The sequence below is a fragment of the Dolichospermum sp. UHCC 0315A genome, from assembly GCF_008121535.1.
Taxonomy (GTDB): Bacteria; Cyanobacteriota; Cyanobacteriia; order Cyanobacteriales; family Nostocaceae; genus Dolichospermum; species Dolichospermum lemmermannii.
In genome coordinates this window covers 2321529-2344494 of the sequence record NZ_CP043056.1, presented here as the reverse complement: position 1 = coordinate 2344494, position 22966 = coordinate 2321529, and the positions used below count along the sequence as shown (strand labels likewise).

Annotated in this window: 17 protein-coding genes; 4 read left to right on the top strand and 13 right to left on the bottom strand. The window is 41.8% G+C overall.

Going from position 1 to position 22966, the window contains the following annotated elements:
* Positions 1 to 420: 420 nt before the first annotated feature.
* Complete coding sequence (locus BMF77_RS27875; RefSeq protein WP_246863125.1) at positions 421 to 3360, bottom strand: lectin-like protein; 2940 nt, start codon at positions 3358 to 3360, stop codon at positions 421 to 423.
* 532 nt (positions 3361 to 3892) lie between these two features.
* Positions 3893 to 12556: a bluetail domain-containing putative surface protein gene (locus tag BMF77_RS27870; protein WP_246863124.1), complete on the bottom strand. Its 8664-nt coding sequence runs from the start codon at positions 12554 to 12556 to the stop codon at positions 3893 to 3895.
* Between the two features lie 255 nt (positions 12557 to 12811).
* Between BMF77_RS27870 and BMF77_RS11410 the strand changes: the two genes are divergently transcribed.
* The 4 genes from BMF77_RS11410 to BMF77_RS11390 all read left to right on the top strand — a co-directional run bounded on the left by BMF77_RS11410 (position 12812) and on the right by BMF77_RS11390 (position 16278).
* Positions 12812 to 13072, top strand: coding sequence for a helix-turn-helix transcriptional regulator (locus BMF77_RS11410; protein ID WP_148762893.1), 261 nt, complete (start codon positions 12812 to 12814; stop codon positions 13070 to 13072).
* Positions 13065 to 14099, top strand: coding sequence for an NB-ARC domain-containing protein (locus tag BMF77_RS11405; RefSeq protein ID WP_148762891.1), 1035 nt, complete (start codon positions 13065 to 13067; stop codon positions 14097 to 14099). The genes BMF77_RS11410 and BMF77_RS11405 overlap by 8 nt, the downstream gene beginning before the upstream one ends.
* 497 nt (positions 14100 to 14596) lie before the next feature.
* Positions 14597 to 15496: a M48 family metallopeptidase gene (locus BMF77_RS11395; protein WP_148762889.1), complete on the top strand. Its 900-nt coding sequence runs from the start codon at positions 14597 to 14599 to the stop codon at positions 15494 to 15496.
* A gap of 281 nt (positions 15497 to 15777) precedes the next feature.
* Positions 15778 to 16278: a 2TM domain-containing protein gene (locus tag BMF77_RS11390; protein ID WP_148762887.1), complete on the top strand. Its 501-nt coding sequence runs from the start codon at positions 15778 to 15780 to the stop codon at positions 16276 to 16278.
* 114 nt (positions 16279 to 16392) lie between these two features.
* Here the strand turns inward: BMF77_RS11390 and prfA are convergent, their stop codons facing one another.
* From prfA to infA, 11 genes are all read right to left on the bottom strand, one after another.
* Entirely contained in the window at positions 16393 to 17493 is a 1101-nt protein-coding gene (gene prfA / locus BMF77_RS11385; RefSeq protein ID WP_015079184.1) for a peptide chain release factor 1, read from the bottom strand.
* Between the two features lie 121 nt (positions 17494 to 17614).
* A complete protein-coding gene (gene rpmE, locus BMF77_RS11380) occupies positions 17615 to 17869 on the bottom strand; it encodes a 50S ribosomal protein L31 (protein ID WP_148762885.1) in 255 nt (84 codons plus the stop codon).
* A 115-nt stretch (positions 17870 to 17984) separates the two neighbouring features.
* On the bottom strand, positions 17985 to 18401 hold the full coding sequence (rpsI, locus tag BMF77_RS11375) for a 30S ribosomal protein S9 (protein ID WP_015079186.1): 417 nt from the start codon (positions 18399 to 18401) through the stop codon (positions 17985 to 17987).
* Positions 18401 to 18853, bottom strand: coding sequence for a 50S ribosomal protein L13 (rplM, locus tag BMF77_RS11370; RefSeq protein WP_148762883.1), 453 nt, complete (start codon positions 18851 to 18853; stop codon positions 18401 to 18403). The genes rpsI and rplM overlap by 1 nt, the downstream gene beginning before the upstream one ends.
* A gap of 92 nt (positions 18854 to 18945) precedes the next feature.
* Positions 18946 to 19779 carry a tRNA pseudouridine(38-40) synthase TruA gene (gene truA, locus BMF77_RS11365; RefSeq protein WP_148762881.1) on the bottom strand — a complete coding sequence of 278 codons (834 nt, stop codon included), beginning with the start codon at positions 19777 to 19779 and terminating at the stop codon, positions 18946 to 18948.
* Positions 19780 to 19857: 78 nt separating this feature from the next.
* Positions 19858 to 20208, bottom strand: coding sequence for a 50S ribosomal protein L17 (gene rplQ, locus BMF77_RS11360; RefSeq protein WP_148762879.1), 351 nt, complete (start codon positions 20206 to 20208; stop codon positions 19858 to 19860).
* Positions 20209 to 20243: 35 nt separating this feature from the next.
* Positions 20244 to 21188, bottom strand: coding sequence for a DNA-directed RNA polymerase subunit alpha (locus BMF77_RS11355; RefSeq protein ID WP_015079190.1), 945 nt, complete (start codon positions 21186 to 21188; stop codon positions 20244 to 20246).
* Positions 21189 to 21394: 206 nt separating this feature from the next.
* Complete coding sequence (rpsK, locus tag BMF77_RS11350; protein ID WP_015079191.1) at positions 21395 to 21790, bottom strand: 30S ribosomal protein S11; 396 nt, start codon at positions 21788 to 21790, stop codon at positions 21395 to 21397.
* Positions 21791 to 21844: 54 nt separating this feature from the next.
* Positions 21845 to 22225: a 30S ribosomal protein S13 gene (gene rpsM, locus BMF77_RS11345; RefSeq protein ID WP_096669278.1), complete on the bottom strand. Its 381-nt coding sequence runs from the start codon at positions 22223 to 22225 to the stop codon at positions 21845 to 21847.
* A gap of 106 nt (positions 22226 to 22331) precedes the next feature.
* Positions 22332 to 22445: a 50S ribosomal protein L36 gene (gene rpmJ / locus BMF77_RS11340; RefSeq protein ID WP_015079193.1), complete on the bottom strand. Its 114-nt coding sequence runs from the start codon at positions 22443 to 22445 to the stop codon at positions 22332 to 22334.
* Between the two features lie 116 nt (positions 22446 to 22561).
* Entirely contained in the window at positions 22562 to 22786 is a 225-nt protein-coding gene (infA, locus tag BMF77_RS11335) for a translation initiation factor IF-1 (protein WP_006276978.1), read from the bottom strand.
* Positions 22787 to 22966 lie beyond the last annotated feature (180 nt).

Sequence of the window (22966 nt, the reverse complement as noted above, 5' to 3'; positions counted from 1 at the left end):
ATTTGCCTTTAGATTTCCTTAATAATTAATTGAGAATCTTTTCTATTTATCAACGAGGTTGCAATACTTTCCGCGATTTGCTATAATCTAAGAGAATTTCATAATTGGGTTACTGTTGTCAATTTTTGATCTTTAAAAAGATGTTAGTCTCAAACCCTTTATTGACAGTAGTTTCAGAAATTATTTTCCCCGACTGATACAAAAATTTACAAAATTAATAGCTTTTCCCTCAACAAGTTTAGCCATAAATTTGTTCAGAAATGATCTAACTTGAGTGATAGTAAAAATTTACTATTGACAAATTGACGAAAACATGATAAGTAACCTGTCAATATTATTAATTTTAGTGATATTAAATCAACATGAAATACCTTAACTTAGATATATGGTAGGGGTTTAGCACTGCTAAACCCTGTTAAGCTAAACAATCACAAAATTATTAACATTCAATGTTCCTGTTAATCCTGTGACTTCAATGATGGCATCATTAGCAGCATTAAACCCTGCGATTGCATCATTAATAGCCACAAAAGTTCTTTGTCCAAAACTGAATTGAGCAGCGTAATTTGAACCAAAGGCTGCTAATTTTGCCCCAATACCAGCAGCATCTAGAGTATTAACTGCTCCCACATCCACAAATCCAGCTAATGCCGTAGAAACACGGAACAAATCATTACCTGGAGTGGCGTTGAAATCAGTGATGACATCAAAGTTAGCTAGGAGAGAATCAGTAAGATTTTGGTAGACAAATTTATCGCTGCCTAAACCACCAGTCAAGGTATCTTTACCACCCGCACCAGTGAGAACATCATTATTTGTACCACCGATAAGGATATCGTTACCATTAGTACCTGTCAAAGTCAGACTAGAGGGATTGCCAATAGCACCATCACTATTTGCATCTATACCAAAGACAGTTTCTTTAGCCAAAGCATCAGCAGAATTTAATGCAAATTGTCCCTCAGAAGAAACCCAATTCCAGTTATTATCTAAATTCCAGATATGCAGGAAGTTTCCAGAAATGTTTTTCCAAAGAACTTGATTAACGCCATTGACGGTTTCCGCTGCTAGGGTTTGCCATCCTGCGTAGACATCTTGGAAGATTTGTACTCCACCATTTTTGATAGCAGTTGGGGTGCTTGTTCCTACTTGAGCAAAGTATTTGTTGGTGGCATCTTTGACTAGTTTGGTATTACCTGCTGATTCTATTGCGGTGTAACCACTGCCAATAACACCATCACCATTTGCATCTATCCCAAATTTAGTTTCTTGGGTGAAAGCATCAGCAGAATTTAATGCGTATTGTCCCTCAGAAGAAACCCAATTCCAGTTATTATCTAAATTCCAGATATGCAGGAAGTTTCCAGAAATGTTTTTCCAAAGAACTTGATTAACGCCATTGACGGTTTCCGCTGCTAGGGTTTGCCATCCTGCGTAGACATCTTGGAAGATTTGTACTCCACTATTTTTGATAGCAGTTGGGATAGTTTGCCCCACCTGAGCAAAGAATTTGTTGTCTGTATCTTTGACTAATTTAGTGTTACCTGATGATTCAATGAGAATGTAAGGATTGCCAGCAGGATTACCAATAACGCCATCACCATTGGCATCTATGCCGAAATTAGTTTCTTGAGTGAAAGCATCAGCAGAATTGAATCCAAATTGTCCTTCAGAAGAAACCCAATTCCAGTTATTATCTAAACGCCAAATATGCAGGAAGTTTCCAGAAACGTTTTTCCAAAGAACTTGATTAACGCCATTGACGGTTTCTGCTGCTAGGGTTTGCCATCCCGCGTAGATATTTTGGAAGATTTGCACTCCACCATTGTTAATAGCAGTTGGGATACCTTCTCCCACTTGGGCAAAGAACTTATTGGCGGTATCTTTGACTAATTTAGTGTTACCTGATGATTCAACTGTGGTGTAAGGACTGCCAATAATACCATCACCATTGGTATCTATGCCAAAATTAGTTTCTTGAGTGAAAGCTGCCGCAGAATTTAATGCAAATTGTCCTTCAGAAGAAACACGATTCCAGTTATTATCTAAACGCCAAATATGCAGATAGTTTCCGGCGGTATTTTTCCAGAGAACTTGGTTTTCACCATTCACAGTTTCCGCTGCTAGGGTTTGCCATCCGGGGTAAATATTTTGGAAGATTTGTTGTCCACCGTTTTTGATAGCGATTGGGGTATTTGTCCCTATTTGGGTAAAGTATTTATCTGTTATATCTTTAATTAGTTTGGTGTTGCCAGTTGATTCGATAGGGGTATAAGTTGGAGATGTAATTTCAATGATGCCTCGGAAAGAAGAAAGATCATTGGGATAATCGTTCCATTTACCAGCAGAACCGTAATTTAACACCACGTAATCTTCCCCGTTCGGACCACCATTGTCTGGTTGACCGGCATACCAGTTAGTGTAAGTAGATATTTCACCACTTGCCCACTTAAATTGACCTTCTGTTACCTGATCTGTTAAACCAATCCACAACTGTTCACTACTACCAAAGGTACTGATTAACCAATCCTGCTCTGCTTGACTGTTAATGGTGACAAGATTTCCCCCTACACTCTGCGCTTGAGCCTGAGCTTGTTGCCATGTACCAAGATTAGTTAAGAGATATGTGCTGTTGTTGTAATTGAATGTACTGTCATCATTGATAATAGTTCCCGTGACGGCTGTAGTTGTGCCGACTGTATAACCTGTTCCAGAAACTAGAGTTAACGCCACAGTTTCATTATTTTCTACTGTTGTATCTGCGATAGGGTCAATAGTTAAAGTGGTTGTACTTGCACCCGCCGCAAAGGTGATGGTTTTTCCTGTGCCGGGTGTTGCTCCTGTATAGTCACCACTGTTGGCTGTGCCAGTAATACCGTAGTTAATAGTTAAGGGATTGGTTGTCGCTCCTGTGCGCGTAAATGTGTAAATTAGGTTGGTTGTACCATCTTCTAGTACGCTACTGGGTGATACTGCTAGGGTAATGCTTGGGGAAATATTTGTGATTTCAACAATGCCTCTGCGGAATTGGTTACTTGAAGAATCATTCCACTTACCAGGAGAACCAAAATTCATTTCTACATAATCTTCTCCATCCCAGCCATTATTTGGTTCACCGGGAAGCCAGTTAGTATAAGTAGATATTTCACCACTCACCCACTTGAATGTGCCTTCTGTCACCTCATCTGTTAAACCAATCCACAGCGTTTGATTAACACCAAAGGTACTGACTAACCAATCCTGCTCTGCTTGATTGTTAATGGTGACAAGATTTCCGCCTAAACTCTGTGCCTGAGCCTGAGCTTCTTGCCATGTTCCATAACTGGTTAAAGTATATTGGCTGCCATTGTAGTTAAACATTAGATGATGTTCCTTTAATAATTTGGTAGATGAAATTATCCGATTGCTATTTCCAAGCACTGCTAGTAAAACACACTAGCTCCAGTCTAACCAACCTTATACTGACTTACGTACTGAGAAGCACTGACTTATCGTGACTTATAACTGAACTTTATTAATACATAGTCCGTAGTTAAAAATATAATTCACTATGCCACATCTTTAACTGGCATAAAGATGAGAATATACGTAAGATATAATTAGACAATCCAATATATACTGATGATGTTATAAATTAACCCAGGATAAGCAATGTCAAGATCACTATGCGTTAATAATGACCACATTGACAAAGTTAAAATAGCACTCACGCACAATGGCTATCCCCAGCAATTAGACTGGGAATTCATTCCCAGGCAGGCTATGGGTTTTACGTTCCCCTGCTAAACCCTTACATATCGCATCAATTACAGGATGGTTTAATGCTGATGTAGAGACATTTCATGAAACATCTCTACAATGTGTTTTGCCCAAATGATCCTAAAAATTACACTTAGACAATCACAAAATGATTGACATTCAATGTTCCGGTTAATCCTGTGACTTCAATAATGGCATCATTAGCAGCATTAAACCCTGCGGTTGCATCATTAATAGCCACAAAGGTTTTTTGTCCGAAACTGAACTGAGCAGCGTAATTTGACCCAAAGGCTGCCGCAGTTAATTTTGCTACGATACCAGCAGCATCCAGGGTATTAACTGCGCCCACATTCACAAATCCGGCTCGTGCGGTAGAAACACGGAATAAATCATTACCTGTGGTGGCGTTGAAGTCAGTAATCACATCAAAGTTAGCTAAGAGAGAATCAGTAAGATTTTGGTAAACAAATTTGTCACTTCCTAAACCACCAGTTAGAGTATCTTTACCACCCCCACCAGTGAGAATATCATTATTTGCACCACCAACGAGGAAATCATTACCACTAGTACCTGTCAAAGTCAGACTAGAGGGATTGCCAATAGAACCATCACCATTTGCATCTATGCCAAAGTTAGTTTCTTGGGTGAAAGCATCAGCAGAATTTAATCCCCAATTTCCTTGAGAAGAAACCCAATTCCAGTTACTATCTAAACTCCAGATATGCAGATAGTTTCCAGAAATGTTTTTCCAAAGAACTTGATTAACGCCATTGACAGTTTCTGCGGCTATCGTTTGCCAACCAGCGTAGATATTTTGGTAGATTTGTTGTCCACCATTTTTAATAGCGGTTGGGGTATTCGTTCCGATTTGGGTAAAGTATTTGTTGGTGGCATCTTTGACTAGTTTGGTGTTACCTGCTAATTCAATTGGTGTGTAACCGATAACACCATCACCATTAGCATCTATGGCAAAGTTAGTTTCTTGAGTTAAAGCTTCTGCCGAATTTAATCCCCAATTTCCTTGAGAAGAAACCCAATTCCAGTTATTATCTAAATGCCAAATATGCAGATAGTTTCCAGAAATGTTTTTCCAGAGAACTTGGTTATCCCCATTGACAGTTTCTGCGGCTATCGTTTGCCATCCTGCGTAGATATTTTCGTAGATTTGTTGTCCACCATTTTTAATAGCGGTTGGGGTATTTGTTCCGATTTGGGTAAAGTATTTGTTGGTGGCATCTTTGACTAGTTTAGTATTACCTGCTGATTCAATTGCAGTATAAGGATTGCCAATAACACCATCACCATTAGCATCTATCCCAAAGTTAGTTTCTTGAGTTAAAGCTTCTGCCGAATTCAATCCCCAATTTCCTTGAGAAGAAACCCAATTCCAGTTACTATCTAAACTCCAGATATGCAGATAGTTTCCAGAAACGTTTTTCCAAAGGACTTGGTTTTCACCATTGACGGTTTCTGCGGCTAGAGTTTGCCATCCGGCGTAGATATTTTCGTAGATTTGTTGTCCACCATTTTTAATCGCAGTTGGGGTATTTGTGCCGATTTGGGTAAAGTATTTGTTAGTGGCATCTTTGACTAGTTTGCTGTTACCTGCCGATTCTATTGGGGTGTACAAATTGCTAACAGGACTGCCAATAACACTATCACCATTTGCATCTATGCCAAAGTTAGTTTCTTGAGTGAAAGCTTCCGCCGAATTTAATCCCCATGCTCCTTCAGAAGAAACAAAATTCCAGTTATTATCTAAACGCCAAATATGCAGATAGTTTCCAGGAACATTTTTCCAGAGAACTTGGTTCTCACCATTCACGGTTTCTGCGGCTAAAGTTTGCCATCCTGCATAGATATTTTGGAAGATTTGTTGTCCACCATTTTTGATGGCAGTTGGGGTGTTTGTTCCAACTTGGGTAAAGTATTTGTTTGCTGGATCTTTGACTAATTTGGTGTTACCTGCTGATTCTATTGGAGTATAACCACTGCCTATAGCACCATCACCATTTGCATCTACACCAAAAACAGTTTCTTTAGCCAAAGCATCAGCAGAATTTAATGCGTATTGTCCTTCACCAGAAACCAAACTCCAGTTACTATCCAAATTCCAGATATGCAGGAAGTTTCCAGAAATGTTTTTCCAAAGAACTTGATTAACGCCATTGACGGTTTCTGCGGCTAGGGTTTCCCATCCAGCATAGATATCTTGGAAGATTTGTTGTCCACCATTTTTGATAGCAGTTGGGGTGCTTGTTCCCACTTGGGTAAAGTATTTGTTGGTGGCATCTTTGACTAATTTGGTGTTACCTGCTGATTCTATTGGAGTATAACCACTGCCTATAGCACCATCACCATTAGCATCTATGCCAAAGTTAGTTTCTTGGGTGAAAGCATCAGCAGAATTTAATCCAAATTGTCCTTCACCAGAAACCACATTCCAGTTACTATCTAAATTCCAGATATGCAGGAAGTTTCCAGAAATGTTTTTCCAAAGAACTTGATTAACGCCATTGACGGTTTCTGCGGCTAGAGTTTGCCATCCTGCATAGACATCTTGGAATATTTGTACTCCACCGTTTTTGATAGCAGTTGGGGTGCTTGTTCCGACTTGAGCAAAGTATTTGTTGGTGGCATCTTTGACTAATTTGGTGTTACCTGCTGATTCTATTGCGGTGTAAGGGCTAGGGGTGACGGTGATATTGAGACTAGCACTAATCACCTTGGGAGTAGATAGGAACACATCCCAAGTGCCGTTAGTGTCCCCACTCACCAGGTTGGAGGCATTAGAATAAAACACCACATAGCGCCCGTCTGCTGATATGGCTGGAGAACCGGAGAAACCATTCCCCTGTGTGCCGTCTGCGGCTGTGCTGACGCGGGTGATGCTGTTGGTGGTTGTGTCTTTCACGAACACATCATAAGTGCCGTTAGTGTCCCCACTCAGCAGGTTCGAGCCATCAGAAGCAAACACCACATAGCGCCCATCTGCTGATATGGCTGGCTCTTGGAACTGACCACTCGCCTGAGTGCCGTCTGCGGCTGTGCTGACGCGGGTGATGCTGTTGGTGGTTGTGTCTTTCACGAATATATCAAAGCCGTTAGTGTCCCCACTCACTAGGTTGGAGGCACCAGACTGAAACACCACATAGCGACCATCTGCTGATATGGCTGGAGCGTAGGACTGACCATTCCCCTGAGTGCCGTCTGCGGCTGTGGAGAGGCGGGTGATACTGTTGGTGGTTATGTCTTTCACGAATATATCAGAACTACCGTTAGTATCCCCACTCACTAGGTTGGAGGCAGAAGACTGAAACACCACATAGCGCCCATCTGCTGATATGGCTGAAGAATAGGAGGAATCATTCCCCTGTGTGCCGTCTACGGCTGTGCTGACGCGGGTGATGCTGTTGGTGGTTGTGTCTTTCACGAATATATCAGAACTACCGTTAGTATCCCCACTCACTAGGTTGGAGGCAGAAGACTGAAACACCACATAGCGCCCATCTGCTGATATGGCTGAAGAATAGGAGGAATCATTCCCCTGTGTGCCGTCTACGGCTGTGCTGACGCGGGTGATGCTGTTGGTGGTTGTGTCTTTCACGAATACATCAGAACCGCCGTTAGTGTCCCCACTCACCAGGTTTGAGGCTTCAGACCAAAACACCACATAGCGCCCATCTGCTGATATGGCTGGTTCTAGGGACCGACCATTCGCCTGAGTGCCGTTTGCGGCTGTGGAGAGGCGGGCGATGCTGTTGGTGGTTGTGTCTTTCACGAATACATCAGAACTGCCGTTAGTGTCCCCACTCACTAGGTTTGAGGCTTGAGAAGAAAACACCACATAGCGTCCGTCTGCTGATATGGCTGGAGAAGAGGCGGAACCATTCCCCTGAGAGCCGTTTGCGGCTGTGGAGAGGCGGGTAGTATTGCCACCAAAACCGACAATATCAGCATAACCATCACCATTAACATCTGCTACCTGGCGTGGATATTGATCAAAACTTGTCCACCCCGACCCCGTTCCGTAGGACAAATAATTATTATTCAGGGCTGCAATTCTAGGTGCAAAAGTGCCGTCAGCTTTTCCAAGAGCCACAAAGACATTCTCAATACCAAAACCGACAATATCAGCACGTCCATCACCATTCATATCTGCTAACTGGCGTGGATATTGATCAAAACTTGTCCATCCCCCTGTAGATTGGACGAAATCTCCAAGGAGGGCTGTTTTTGGAGTACCAAAGACACCATTTTGATTACCCAGAGCCACTGATACTCTGTCAGCAGCAAAACCGACAATATCAGCATAACCATCACCATTGACATCTGCTAACTGGCGTGGATATTGATCAAAACTTGTCCATCCCGTTGCGTAGGAAAAATTATTATTCAGGGCTGTAATTTTAGGTGCAAAAGTGCCGTCAGCTTTTCCAAGAGCCACAAAGACATTTTGTTCACCAAAGGCAACAATATCGGCACGTCCATCACCATTGACATCTGCTAACTGGCGTGGATATTTATCAAAGCTAGTCCATCCCCATCCTCCTGGACCTTGGAGAAAATCGCCAAGGGCTATTGTTGGAGTACCAAAGACACCATTTTGATTACCCAAAGCCACTGATACTCCGTCAGAACTAAAACCGACAATATCAGCATAACCATCACCATTGACATCTGCTACCTGGCGTGGAGATTGATCGAAACTAGTCCATCCCGACCCCGTTCCGTAGGACAAATAATTATTATTCAGGGCTGCAATTCTAGGTGCAAAAGTGCCGTCAGCTTTTCCAAGAGCCACAAAGACATTCTCAATACCAAAGGCAACAATATCAGCACGTCCATCACCATTTACATCTGCTAACTGGCGTGGATATTGATCAAAACTTGTCCATCCTTGCGCTAGGGTCAAATCTGTGTGAGCCGTATAGATATTACCAAAATTGACCATTGTATTTGTGCCGTCATCATTGGTAATAGTTCGAGTGACAGATGTGGTTGTACCAATGGTGTAACCTGTTCCTGAAGCCAGAGTTAAAACAACGGTTTCATTACTTTCAAACGTGGTATCGGCTGTGGGGTCAATAGTTAAAGTGGCTGTACTTGCACCGGCGGCAAAGGTGATGGTTTTTCCTGTTCCCGGTGTTGCTCCTGTATAGTCGCTACTGTCGGCTGTACCAGTGATGCCATAGTTAATGGTCAAGGCGTTTGTGGTAGCTCCTGTGCGGGTGAAGGTGTAAACTAAGTTGGTAGTTCCGTCTTCTAGTACGTTACTGGGTGATACAGCTAGGGTAATGGTGGGTAAATTAGTTGTAAAGTCGTCGAGTCCCAGGGTGCCGGTTAATCCTGTTACCTCAATAATGGCATCGGTATTGGCATTAAAGCCGGCTGTAGCGTCATTGATAGCGACAAAGGTACGAGTACCAAAGGTAAATTGAGCGGCAGAGTTAGCTGCAAAGTTAGTAGAGTTTAACTTGGTGGCGATTCCATTGGTGTCAAGTGTGGCAACAGTTCCCACATTAGAGAATCCGGTGCGTGCAGTGGAAAGCAGGAATAGATCATTACCAACATTGGCGTTAAAGTCGGTAATAACATCAAAGCTATTCAAAACGGAATCAGCTAAGTTGCGATAGTCAAAAGTATCTGCTCCAATCCCCCCAGTCAAAATATCTTTTTCAAGTCCCCCAACTAGGGTATCGTCACCATCTTCGCCATTCAGGACATCCCGATATTTACTGCCTACAAGATTGTCATTTCCTGCCCTGCCCTCTAAATTTATGGGTAATCCGTCCTCTGGGGCAACTTGTAAGTCACTGAAATTGATAGTATCGTTGTAGACAGTACCTGTGACTGATTCAACGTTTGTGAAGTTGGTACTGTTACTACTCGTGATAGAAATTCCTACCCCATTCTGTGAATAATCAACTCGGTCATATCCTGTGCCACCATCAATAATGTCATTTACCCCACCAGGTACAATGAAATCATTCCCTTCTCCACCATATATTGCATTACTGCCATTTTTACGTCCCGCTAGAATATCATTTCCCGCCAGTCCATTGATTGTAACAGCACCGATATTGTTGTTACTTTGGGAAACATAAATGTAGTCACCAGCGATCGTACCCGTATAGCTGGCTCCACCTACTGCAACTTTACTGGATGCATTCAGGGTTCTGCCGATGGTGCTATTTGTCGCATTGGAAACGAGTAAGTTGCGAAAAAACTGCTCTACACTAATACCTTGTCCATTGACAGCGGCTTCAAGATTTGGATTGATAAAAACTCTTAGAAAAGCTATTAAGGTCTTATTGGTTTGGTCGTTGAACTTAACGTCTATTGCATTTCTCCCACTCGCGCCCACAGTGATAAATTCGTAGCTTTGATTGTCCTTTAGCTTCGGTAAAGTTATGGTGTCTATCCCTGGTTCAAAATCTAGAATCTCGACCAAAGAACGGTTCTTGGTTGTGTCAACTGTTCCCCAACCATTTGCTCCTTGACCACTAAAGAAGTCACCAATACCCGCCAAGTTGTTTTGATATTCCTCTATGTCTAATCTGTAATTTGCGGTAATATTAGCTGTATCATTAACGAGGTGTGCTGTAGTGGCGATCGCATCAATTGTTCCATCCGCTAAACCAGTAATATCTATTGATTGTGCGATCGCTGCTGCATAATCAATTCCAGCACTTATCGCAGCAGCACTCATATCCGCAGCCAGACGTTTATCCCTAACATCCCAATCAGGTGTTACTAAAAGTTCAGCCAACTGTTTAAGTTTACCTGCATTGAAATCTAGCCCTACGATCCCTGATGAAGGCTGATAAGAAATGTTAAACACGTCTGAACCTTGACCACCGGAAACCTTTTGGGATGTGGTTAACCCATCGTAAGATCCGAGTTGAAAAATATCAGCCCCTGCCCCTCCCAAAACACTGATGCTAAATGTGGGTTTAGCTACATTGAAAAACTGAGATTCAGGATTACTTCCCACTGCACCATACTGGTTGATTTCAACAATGCCTCTTAGAGATTTGGTACTGGGGTAATCATTCCATTTACCAGCACCACCGAAATTCATCCCCACATAATCTTCATTACCCCCAGCATTATTTGGTTCACCAGGCAGCCAGTTCCTGTAAGTAGAAGTTTCACCGCTTGCCCATTTGTATTGGCCTTCTGTCACCTCATCTGTTAAACCAGTCCACAAGGTTTCAGTACCACCAAAGGTATTGACTAACCAATCTTGTTCGGCTTGTGTGTTGACGGTAACAAGATTTCCCCCTAAACTATTTGCCTGTGCTTGAGTATGTTCCCATGTACCCAGACCAGTTAGGAGATATCTGCTGCCGTTATACTCAAAAAATTTGTTTTCAATGATGCCTTTGAAAGAAGCGGTACTGGCAAAATCATTCCATTTACCAGCAGCACCGTAATTCATCCCCACATAATCTTCATTACCCCCACCATTATTTGGTTCACCTGGATACCAATTCGTGTAAGTAGGAGTTTCACCGCTTGCCCATTTATATTGGCCTTCTGTTAGCTTATCTGTCAAACCAGTCCACAGCCCATCAGTAGGACCAAAGGTATTGACTAACCAATCTTGCTCGGCTTGATTGTTGATGGTGACAAGATTTCCCCCTAAACTCTGTGCCTGTGCTTGAGCTTGGTGCCATGTTCCAGGGGTACTGAGGCGATAGATAGAGCCTTGATAGTCAGAGGAAGTGGGGAAGGCTTCAGCATTGATTGTTCCGTAGGTATTATTATCTTGACCAGTGGGATCAACATAGTTTATACCAATGGCTTGGGCTGTACCTCCATTGACAAAAATGTTGTTAGCAACGCCTTTACCATTTTCTCCAAATTTAGAAACACCACCAGCGACTGAGTTGTTAGTAAAAACACTGTTGAGTAGGGTTAATCTCGCGCCAGTATTAACGAAAATAGCTCCGCCTAGACCAGCACCACCACCACCGGCTGCGGATTTTCCATTTCCAGCAAAACTACCACCACCGGCTCCACTGCTTCCAGCGGTTCCATTTTCCGCAGCATCATAGAAATCATAATCCTGACCGCCGCCGCCGCCGCCGCCGCCACCACCACCAAAGCCAGCATTTCCACCATTTCCACCATTTCCACCACTATCGCTAGGATCATAGAATAAACCGCCTTTATAAGCGCCGCCGCCGCCGCCACCGCCGCCACCACCTGCACCGAAGCTACCGTTTCCACCATTTCCACCAGGACGGCCAGTATTATAATCGTAAATACCACCACCACCGCCTGATCCACCACTGGTAGTAGAATTCAATCCGCCACCACGACCTCCACTTGAGCCATTAGAGGCATAACCACCACCGGAACCAGCCAAGCCATTGGCATTACCCCCAATAGCCCTATTACCAGTAAAGGTCACATTATTAAGGGTGACATTTCCTGAATTAATAAATAGCGCTCCCCCAGCACCTAAACCACCGCCGCCACCACCGTTACCATCGCCTCCTCTGGCTAAACCATTAGCAAAGGTGAGTCTGGAGAAAGTAACGTTAGCACCATATACATTAATAATTTGATAGGCGTTTTGACCGTTAATAATGCTATTACCATCATCAACAAAATTGATATCGTTGCCTGTATTCAGCGTGGAGAGAGAACTCTGGAGATTAATTGTGCCACTGACGCTGGTGAGATCAATAGTATCTACTCCAGCAACATTACCTGCATCAATGATGGCTTGGCGCAAAGAACCTGAACCACTGTTGTTATTGTTGGTGACTTTAAATATTGCCATGACTAAAATCCTGTTATGTCAGTTTGCAATTGAATAGTTGAAATTCTCAGTTTACCCAACCTTGTACTGACTTCCGTACTGAGAAATACTGACTTAACCTGACTTATGACTGACTTTTGTTAATACATAGTCTGTAGTCAAAAATATAATCTATATGCCACATCTTCAACCGGCACAAAGATGAGAATATACGTAAGATATAATTGGACAATCCAATATATACTGATGATGTTATACATTAATCCAGAATAAGCAATGTCAAGATCACTATGCGTTCATAATGACCACATTGACAAAGTTAAAATAGCACTCACGCACAATGGCTATCCCCACCAAAGAGCCTTGGCTAATGATACCGGATTGTCCTTAGCGACAATTAGCAACTTCCTGACTGGTAAACCTGTTAGTTATGCCAATTTTGAAGAACTATGTCGCAGATTAAATCTAGATTGGCGAGAAATTATTACCAATGTTGAAGTAATATCCACCCCCCCCCGCATACGCACAAATACGTAAAAAAAAACCAAATTTAAATGAATTTCAGGACTGGGGAACTGTAGTTAATATTTCCGCATTTTACGGACGCAACAAAGAACTAACACAGCTAAAGTCATGGATTTTACAAGATAGCTGTCGCCTGTTAGGATTATTTGGTATGGGTGGAGTTGGGAAAACAACCTTAGCTACCCAACTAGCACAACACATTCATGATCAGTTTGATTACATTTTTTGGCGCTCAGTGCCTACAGTCCTATCCTTTGATGAGATGATTACTGACTTGCTGTCTTTGATCTCCAATCACCAGGAAAGCAAACCCAAAATCCATCGAGTTCTCCATTATCTGTGTACATATCGTTGCTTGATTATCTTGGATGACTTAGAAACAGAGTTAGACAAGCTTAATCTCAACTACGGTCGTTTTATCCAAATGATTGCCGAAACCAATCATCGAAGTTGTCTAATTTTCACCTGTCGCAATCAACCTGCCCAAATCAGCTTACTGGAAAACTGGTTATCATCTGTACGTTCTTTGAGATTGCTGGGTTCATCAGAAGTAGCCTTTTCTCTACTGCAATCACAACAAATGCTGGGAACAGATGAACAAAAATACCAATTATGCAATTTATATGGCAATAATCCTTTAAAAATAAAAATACTTGTTAATACCATCATTAACTTATTTAATGGTGATATTAAAAAATTCTTAGCACAAAATACCCTATTAGTCAATAATCATCTTCACCATTTGCTAGAACAACAGTTCAATTGTCTCTCAGTTTTAGAACAGCAAATCATGTATTATTTGGCAATTAATTCGCAAATCACAATTACTAATCTAGCAAATAAATTACCTGATGTTTCTAAATCCCATTTTTGGCAAGGAATAGAAAGGTTATATTCACGTTGTTTAATTGAACAAAAAGCAGGTAAATATATCTTACAACCTGTTATTAAGGAGTATGTGATGGAACATTTTCAACCACAACCTGTATTGGAACTGGCTAACAAAAGAAAGCCTGGGAATCAATTCCCTGTCTCATAGCTAAAGTACCTTGAAACGCACTATAATTAACTTACGAATTACGTAAAATGTGGCTAATACCCTGCGTGGTGCAGCCATAAACCTTATTCTTGTGTAAGAGGTTGTTTGAAAAGTATTATATCAAACCCGTAATCTCCAAAAACCTAACCCCCCTACCCCCCTTCCCTGCAAGGGAATGGGGGTTTTAAAGCCTCTCCCCTTGCAGGGGAGAGGTTTGGAGAGGGGTCAGTCTATACATTCAAAACTTTTCAAACATCCTCTAAGGGTAATTCATGTAGCTTGCTTCCCGCAGGGTATTACCTATAATTTGATTCTGTTTTGCGAAAGTCCTATAACTAAAAATCAAATTTCATGTTCTCAATAGCATAAATAAAGAAAAAATAGTCGGTTTTAACCGACTTTAGCTATGAGACAGGGAATTTATTCCCTGGATTTTATCTTTTTTATAGAATCTATCGAATCTATCGAATCAACCGATTTAATTAAAATTACTACCCATGACCAAAAAAATATTAACTGGACTAAGTTCAACAGCCTACGAACACCCCTTCGATAAAAAAGCCTTAGCTTCTTTGCAAAATATGCCTGGTCTTTCTCCTTTGCTCAAAAAAGTCAACGAATATGGTATTGATCGTTTACTGAGATTACAAAGTATTGCTAGTGAAATCAGAGTCACACCGCGAAATTTTCCCCAATTGTATCAACCATTATTAGAAGCTTGCCAAATTCTTGATGTGACAACTATTCCTGAATTGTATTTATTTCGAGGTACAGGACATATTAGAACCTATATTATTGGCGTAGAAAAACCCATTGTTGGTATTAATATAGAAGCAATGGAATGGTTAAATTATGATGAATTGCTGTTTATTTTTGGATACGAAATTGCTCGAATTAAAAGTCAGCACATGATTTATCATCAAATGTCAATTGTGATGCCAGTATTAAAGATATGGATCAGCAGTACCACATTAGGGTTAGGAGGATTGATAGCTAGTGGTGTAGAATTAGCGTTATATAATTGGGTAATGATGGCAAAGTTCACTGCTGACCGGGCTGGTTTATTAGCTTGTCAGGATATTGATGTGGCAACTACCGCACTGATGAAACTTGCAGGTTTGCCAGAAGAGTATTTAACTCCTCATGTGATCGAAGATTTCCTCGTTCAATCCCGCGAATTTGCTGCTAATAGTGTTGATAGTTTAGATCAAGTTACGAAAATATTAAGTTATTCAGATTCTAATCTTTCTTGGTTAGTTATGCGGACAGGGGAATTATTAAAATGGGTTGATTCAGGAGAATACAATCATGTACTTCAAGGAGAAAATGTCAACACTTCAAAAGGAGAAGAGGAAGGAGACGAAAAAGAAGGATGGAATTTTTTGACTTCTTGGTAATGGATATATGTATGATTAACGATTGCCTTGAATAATCTCTTATGCGTGGCTAAATTAGATTCCACAGGAGATGAATAAAAAAGTTTTCATAATAATGCTGCTTGAAAACCCGTAGGAGCGCAGCCCTGCGCCCTTGCCTCATCTAATAACGGCTATATATCTTTTTCCCAACCATAACTAATTGAACACCAGATTGGTTTAAATTTGCTAACCTAGAAATGGTGTAAATATTGCTGATGGTAGCGTGGTTCTCTATTAAAACTATTATTTGAGTAACAATTATGACAGCATTTAACTCTGACAGCCTGCGTTCCTACAGTCAAGATGATGTCCAGCAAATTCTGCAATTAGCGATCGCCCGTCAAGTAGACGATAATGATCAAGAATTTTCCTATCAGCAGATAGTGGAAATTGCCACAGAGTTACAAATATCACCTGATACATTGCAACAAGCGGAACGAGATTGGTTAGTCAAACAAAGCGAAGTTGAACAACGTAAAACTTTTAATCTTTATCGTCAAAGTAAATTTAAAAAACGGTTAGGAAATTACGCAATTATTAATATTTTTTTCCTAGCTATGGATGCCATTAGTGGCGGTATTTCTTGGTCACTTTATATCTTACTAGGTTGCGGATTAGCCATATCCTTAGATATTTGGAATACTTTTCAAACCCAAGGTGAAGATTACGAAATCGCCTTTCAACGATGGAATCGCAACCATCAAATTAAACAAACAATCAATACAGTTCTAAATAGATGGTTTAAGGTATTTAGTCCTTAAACTTTAGATACAGTTAAAAAACTCAATATCGTCTATTTTCTATGCTCATCAGAAAACCGCCTGTGGGTGCAAAAAATAACAACAAGCGGTTTTCTAAGATATTTATGAGGTAAATTAGCTACTAGAACCAGAAGCGGCTAATTCTGCTAACCGTTCTTGTTGATCTTGCGATATACAAGATTGAATTACCGTCTCTATATCACCTTCCAAAATAGGGTTAAGGGTAAAATTTTGACCTAAACGATGGTCAGTCACCCGGCTATCTTTATAATTGTAAGTGCGAATTTTTTCCGAACGAGAACCCGTACCCACTTGTAAGCGCCGCATGGAAGTCACAGCATCCTGTTGTTCTCGCAATTTCAACTCATACAACTTAGCCCGGAGAATTTGCATCGCCCGTTCCTTATTCTGTAACTGACTCCGTTCTTCCGTACAGAAAATCCGAATCCCAGTCGGTTTGTGGAACAAATCAGCGGCTGTTTCCACCTTGTTCACGTTTTGTCCACCCGCACCACCAGAACGCGCCGTACTCATTTCAATATCTTTCGGGTCAATATGAATTTCCACCTCATCCACTTCTGGCATAATTGCTATAGTAGCAGTAGAAGTGTGAACCCTTCCCCCAGATTCCGTTGCTGGTACGCGCTGTACACGATGTACACCAGATTCAAACTTCAGTTTACTGTAAACACTATCACCTTGAATTTCTAGAATTACTTCCTTATACCCGCCCATTTCACCCGAAGATTCGCTGACTAGCTTCACCTTCCAACCTTGGACATCAGAATAGCGAGAATACATCCGCAGTAAATCTCCCGCCCAAATACTCGCTTCATCACCACCAGTCCCAGCGCGAATTTCCAACATGATATTTTTATCATCGTTGGGGTCACGGGGTATCAGCAACACTTTTAAGCGATTTTCTAGATATTCCAGCTTTTCCTCTAGTTCGCTGACTTCCAATGCTGCCATTTGTTGCAACTCTAGATCGCTATTTGACTCTTTGAGGATCTGACGCGCTCCTACTAATTCATCTTGGGTTGTTTTCCAAGTTTCATAGGTATCAACTACCTCTTCCAAAGAAGAACGAGACTTGGCAATTTTTTGATACTCATCAGGATTACTAGCGGTATCAGGATCGGCTAAACGGCGTGTTAATTCATTAAATGTTTGTTCAACAGATTTAAGTTTATCCAGTAAATATATTTCTGCCATGATGACTACATAAGCTCCTAAAAAATAACAAGTGGGCTACTGCATTAAATGACAAGCGACCCAGCACTATGCAGGGTCGTCTATGGCTTCCGCCATGCTATCAATAGTTACAGCCAACCAGCTACTTTTGATTATCGTCGCCAGTTTGAGTTTCAGTTTCAGTTTGAGTGCTGGACATACCATATTTACGGAGGAAGCGTTCTACACGGCCTTCAGTATCAATCATTTTCTGAGTACCAGTGTAAAAGGGGTGATTTCCAGACCAAACATCTACGTGTAATTCGGGTTTGGTAGCACCAATGGTCATAACTACTTGACCATTACAGTAGACTTTAGCATCTGGATACCATTTGGGATGAATATCAGGTTTAGCCATTGTTTTTTTGTTGCGAATCTATATAAATTGTGACTGGGGATTGGGGACTGGGGACTGGGGACTGGGTAAAAGTTTTTCCTTCTGAACTCCTGACTCCTGACTCCTGACTCCTATCTTAACGTTTGGAGTATTGAGGTGCTTTGCGGGCTTTGTGTAAACCGTATTTCTTCCGTTCTTTAGCTCGTGGGTCACGAGTTAAATAGCCTTCAGTTTTCAGCGGTGAACGGTTATCTGGGTCAAGTTGACACAAAGCACGGGCAACTCCTAGACGAATAGAATCAGCCTGTCCAGTTAAGCCACCACCTTCGGCTTTCACCAAAATGTCGTATTCGCTTTCTAATCCCAAGGTTTCCAAAGGTGCTTTAATAGCTCCTAAGTAGTTGGGATTGAATTGGAAATACAAATCTCCATCTTTGCCATTAACAGTCATTTTCCCTTCACCGGGAACTAGACGGACACTAGCAACTGAACATTTACGGCGACCAGTACCCCAGTAAACGGCACGACCGCTAGTAGTTTCTGCTACTTGCATTAATTTTCTCCAGGAATTGTACTAATTGTGATTTCTTTGGGTAGTTGTGCTGCATGAGGATGAGTTGGGCCTGCATACACTTTCAGCTTGGTAAATAATTGCTTACCCAAACTATTTTTAGGTAACATACCTTTAATAGCGTGTTCAAGAATTCTTTCGGGTAAGCGCTGTTGCAACTTAGCGAAAGTTTCTGTTTTCATTCCACCAGGACGGCCGGAATGACGACGGTAAACTTTTTGGGTGCGCTTTTTACCTGTAACTGCCACTTTCTCAGCATTGATAATAATGACAAAATCCCCTGTATCCATATGGGGTGTAAATTCAGGTTTCTTTTTGCCTCTGAGGATCATTGCAACTTCGGTAGCAAGACGACCCAGACGTTTATCTGTAGCGTCTACTAAGTACCAATCGCGCTCAATAGATTGTTGAGGGGGAAGGTAGGTTTTAGTCATTTTTTTTGTCAGTTGTCAGTTGTCAGTTGTCAGTTGTCAATTGTCAGTTGTCAGTTGTCAATTGTCAGTTGTCAGTTGTTAGTTGTCAATTGTCAATTGTCATGACCCATGACTAGGTATGGTTGGGTGTCATACCAAATTTTTGGCGGAAAGGGAAAATCGGGATAACCGACTCTCAACAAGCATAACCCGTGAGCAGGTGCAGAATATTTCACTTCTTCCCGGCGTTCTTGTTGCCAGATGTCGGTGAAGTTATCTAGAGTCCGCTGACCAGAACCTACTTGTACTACCATTCCGATTAATAGCCGCACCATGCCATATAAAAATCCATTAGCCTGAATTTCAATATGGATAAATGCTCCACTACGACGGCATTCTACTGCTTGCACTTCTACCCAGGAATGCGATCGCGCTGACCCAGCCCGTTCAAAAGCAGATAAATGGTGTTTTCCCAGTAGCGGTTTCAGGGCAGATGTAATTAAGGCTTCATCCAAGGGGGCATAATAATAATGCCAACTGAAAGGTTGCGCGAATAAATTCGGTAAATTTTCAGTATAGATAGTGTAGCGATATCGTCGGTAAACTGCGCTAAAACGAGCGTGCCAACTTTCACTTACACCTGCTGATGCCCTGATCAATATCCCTGGGGGCAAATAGCCATTGAGAACCTTTGCCCACCTGTGAGCAGGAATTGAACCTGTAGCTTGAAAATGGGCTACTTGAGCGGCAGCATGGACTCCAGAATCAGTTCTACCTGCTCCGTGGAGTGTCACATGATACCCTAGAACAGTGGCTATAGCTGTTTCTATCTCTTCTTGGACAGTGCGCTGTCCTTTTTGTCTTTGCCAGCCGTGAAAATGAGTACCTATGTACTGAATAACCAAGGCTACTCGCTGAGTAGAATTATGCTGGCTGCTTTCTAACATAGTTGTTTGTCAGTTGTCAGTCGTCAGTTGTCAGTTGTTTTTTATTTGCTACTGACCAATGACTAATGACTAATAACTTTAAACTAGTTCAATAATCGCCATTTCAGCATGATCACCGCGACGGGGGACGGTATGCAGAATGCGAGTATAACCACCTTGACGGCCAGCATACCGAGTTGGGGCTTGCTCGAATAGTGCATGAACCAGGGCTGTGTCGTAGATATAACCTAACGCCTTTCGACGTGATGCTAAAGAGCCATCTTTAGCTAGGGTAATCATTTTATCTACTTCACTGCGGACAACTTTAGCTCTGATTAAAGTTGTAGTAATTCGACCATGACGTACCAACTCTGTTGTCAAAGCTCTGAGAAGAGCGCGACGTTGATCCGCTGGTTTACTAAGTTTTTTGACTCGGCAACGATGGCGCATAATAATGCAAAGAGTGAATTATTAATGGTTTTGATTTAGCTAGGCTTAGAGCTTCTTTCTTGAGGTAAAGTAATACCTAAGCGACGCTGTAAAGCTTCCACTACTTCTTCTGCTGACTTTTGACCAAAGTTTTTGATTTCTAAAAGGTCTTCTTGGGTGTAATCCAATAAGTCGGCTACGGAATTTACTTGAGCGCGTTTGAGACAGTTATAAGCTCTGACAGATAACTGTAATTCTTCAATCGGAATTTGCGCGGTGGGATCATCTGGGATATCTGAACCTGTATCCGTTGGTTCTAAGGAGATATCTTTCAATGGGTTGAATAAATCTACCAAAATTCCAGCGGCAGATGATAGTGCTTCTTGAGGAGAAATACTACCATTAGTCCATACTTCCAACAGTAGTCGGTCTTTCAAAGAACCATCGTCACGGGTTTCTTCAACACTATAGTTGACTTTCCGTACGGGCATAAACACTGAGTCAATTTGGAGAAAATCCAAAGATGTGGCTTCTTCTCTGCCTCGTTCTACAGTCCTGTAGCCTTTGCCTTTCTCAATCCGAAATTCCATTTCCAGTTTTCCACCTTCAGCAATGGTGGCGATATACTGGGTCGGGTCAATCACTTCTACTTCACTAGGTAAGTCGAAATGCGCTACAGTAACTGTTGCTGGGCCGTTCACGAGTAAGCGACCAATTTGGGGTTGAGAAGAATAACTCTTGAGAATGACATCCTTCATTCGCATGAGGATTTCTAGTACGTCTTCTCTTACCCCTGGAACTGTCGCAAACTCATGGCTAACACCAGCAATTCTCACCGCTGTTACTGATGTCCCTTCTAAGTTAGAAAGTAAAACCCGCCGCAACGCGTTACCAACAGTTGTCCCTTGACTGCGCTCTAGGGGTTCTAGAACGAACTTACTGTAATAGCTCCGACTTTCCTCAGCATTAGACTCTACACATTCAATTTGAAACTGAGCCACGGAGTAGCCTCCCTTGTTAAGGTGCTGCTAGAAGACAAATTAATTGCTTCTCAAATTTTCTTGAAAGCGAACTTATTTACCCCACGCGTCTAAATTCAACAAGTATTCGCTTGGGGAAAATAGTTCAAAATTACCAGCCACAGAGGGCATTGTTGATGATTTCCCAAGGGTTCTAGCTTTTGGCTTGATTACCCAATAGGTTCTGTTTAAACTCGACGGCGCTTGGGTGGACGGCAACCGTTGTGGGGAATTGGGGTAATATCTCGAATGAGTGTAATTTCCAATCCTGCACCTTGAAGCGCCCGAATAGCGGTTTCTCTACCTGCACCGGGACCACTCACCATGACTTCGATTTGCCGCATTCCTTGGTCTGTGGCTCGTCTAGCTGCGCTTTCAGCAGCGGTTTGTGCAGCAAAGGGAGTTCCCTTTTTTGCCCCTTTAAATCCACTAGAACCAGCACTTGCCCAGGAGATAACATCTCCATTTTGATCGGTAATCGTGACAATGCTATTGTTGAAGGTAGACTGAATGTAGGCAACCCCATTGGGTACGTTCCGTTTCTGCTTTTTGCTCCCGGATTTTTTCGTTGGTTGTCTGGCCATATTTCTTTAGTGAATTTAAGGTACAACTTGCTAATTGCAGCAAGTTTAGAAAAATTATTTGCCAGGGGCTTTCTTCTTACCAGCCACTGTCTGTCTTCTACCGCGTCTGGTTCTTGCGTTGGTCCGGGTTCTTTGTCCACGCACTGGTAAGCCCATGCGGTGTCTACGACCTCTGTAACAGCCAATATCAACTAAACGTTTAATATTTAGTCCTTCTAGACGACGTAAATCTCCTTCAACTTGATAGTTGCTTTCGATTTCTCCTCTGAGGGCAGCTACATCAGCATCAGACAGGTCTTTTACGCGGGTATCTGGGTTAACGCCAGTAGCTGCGAGAATTTGATGTGATCTAGTTAAGCCAATTCCGTAAATGTATGTTAGACCAATTTCTACACGCTTATCGCGGGGAAGGTCTACGCCGGAAATCCGTGCCACAATGAATCTCTCCCTATTGTTTTCGTAGTTGCAGTTAGCAAAGTGCGATTTTGTGGCTTTAGCCATTTCATGGTCGCGGGTTTAACTTTGCTTTGATAGATAGTTTCTATCCTTGGCGTTGTTTGTGTTTGGGATTTTCACAAATCACCATCACGCGACCACGACGCTTGATCACGCTGCACTTTTCACAAATTTTCTTAACTGAGGCTCTGACTTTCATGCCTTTAAAATTGACTCCAAATAGTAAATTATAGCATTTCTAGAAGAAATATTTCAGTTATGTAACTAGAAAAAGACCAGTTGATTTATGTATGGTAAGATTCTCTGTTATTGATTTTATTTCTTCCGCAGGCGATAGGTGATTCTACCTTTGGTTAAGTCGTAGGGTGTTAATTCAACTTTGACGCGATCGCCAGGTAAAATCTTGATGTAATTACGGCGAATTTTCCCAGAAATGTGTGCCAGGACATTAAAGCCGTTATCTAAGTCAACACGAAACATTGCATTAGGCAACGATTCGGTGACAGTCCCTTCCATTTCAATTAAATCTTGCTTAGACAAGTTTTTTCCTCAACTCAATAATCTCCTGTTGTCCTTGTCCACTTTCATGGCAAGAACACAATTGGAGAAAAATATCAACAGTTTATTAATACATCTTAGCTAAAATTGACTTGCGCCCGCCGTGGAAGATAGGGGCGAGGTAATAAAGGCAAAGGGAAATTTTGTTTTTTCTTACTGCCG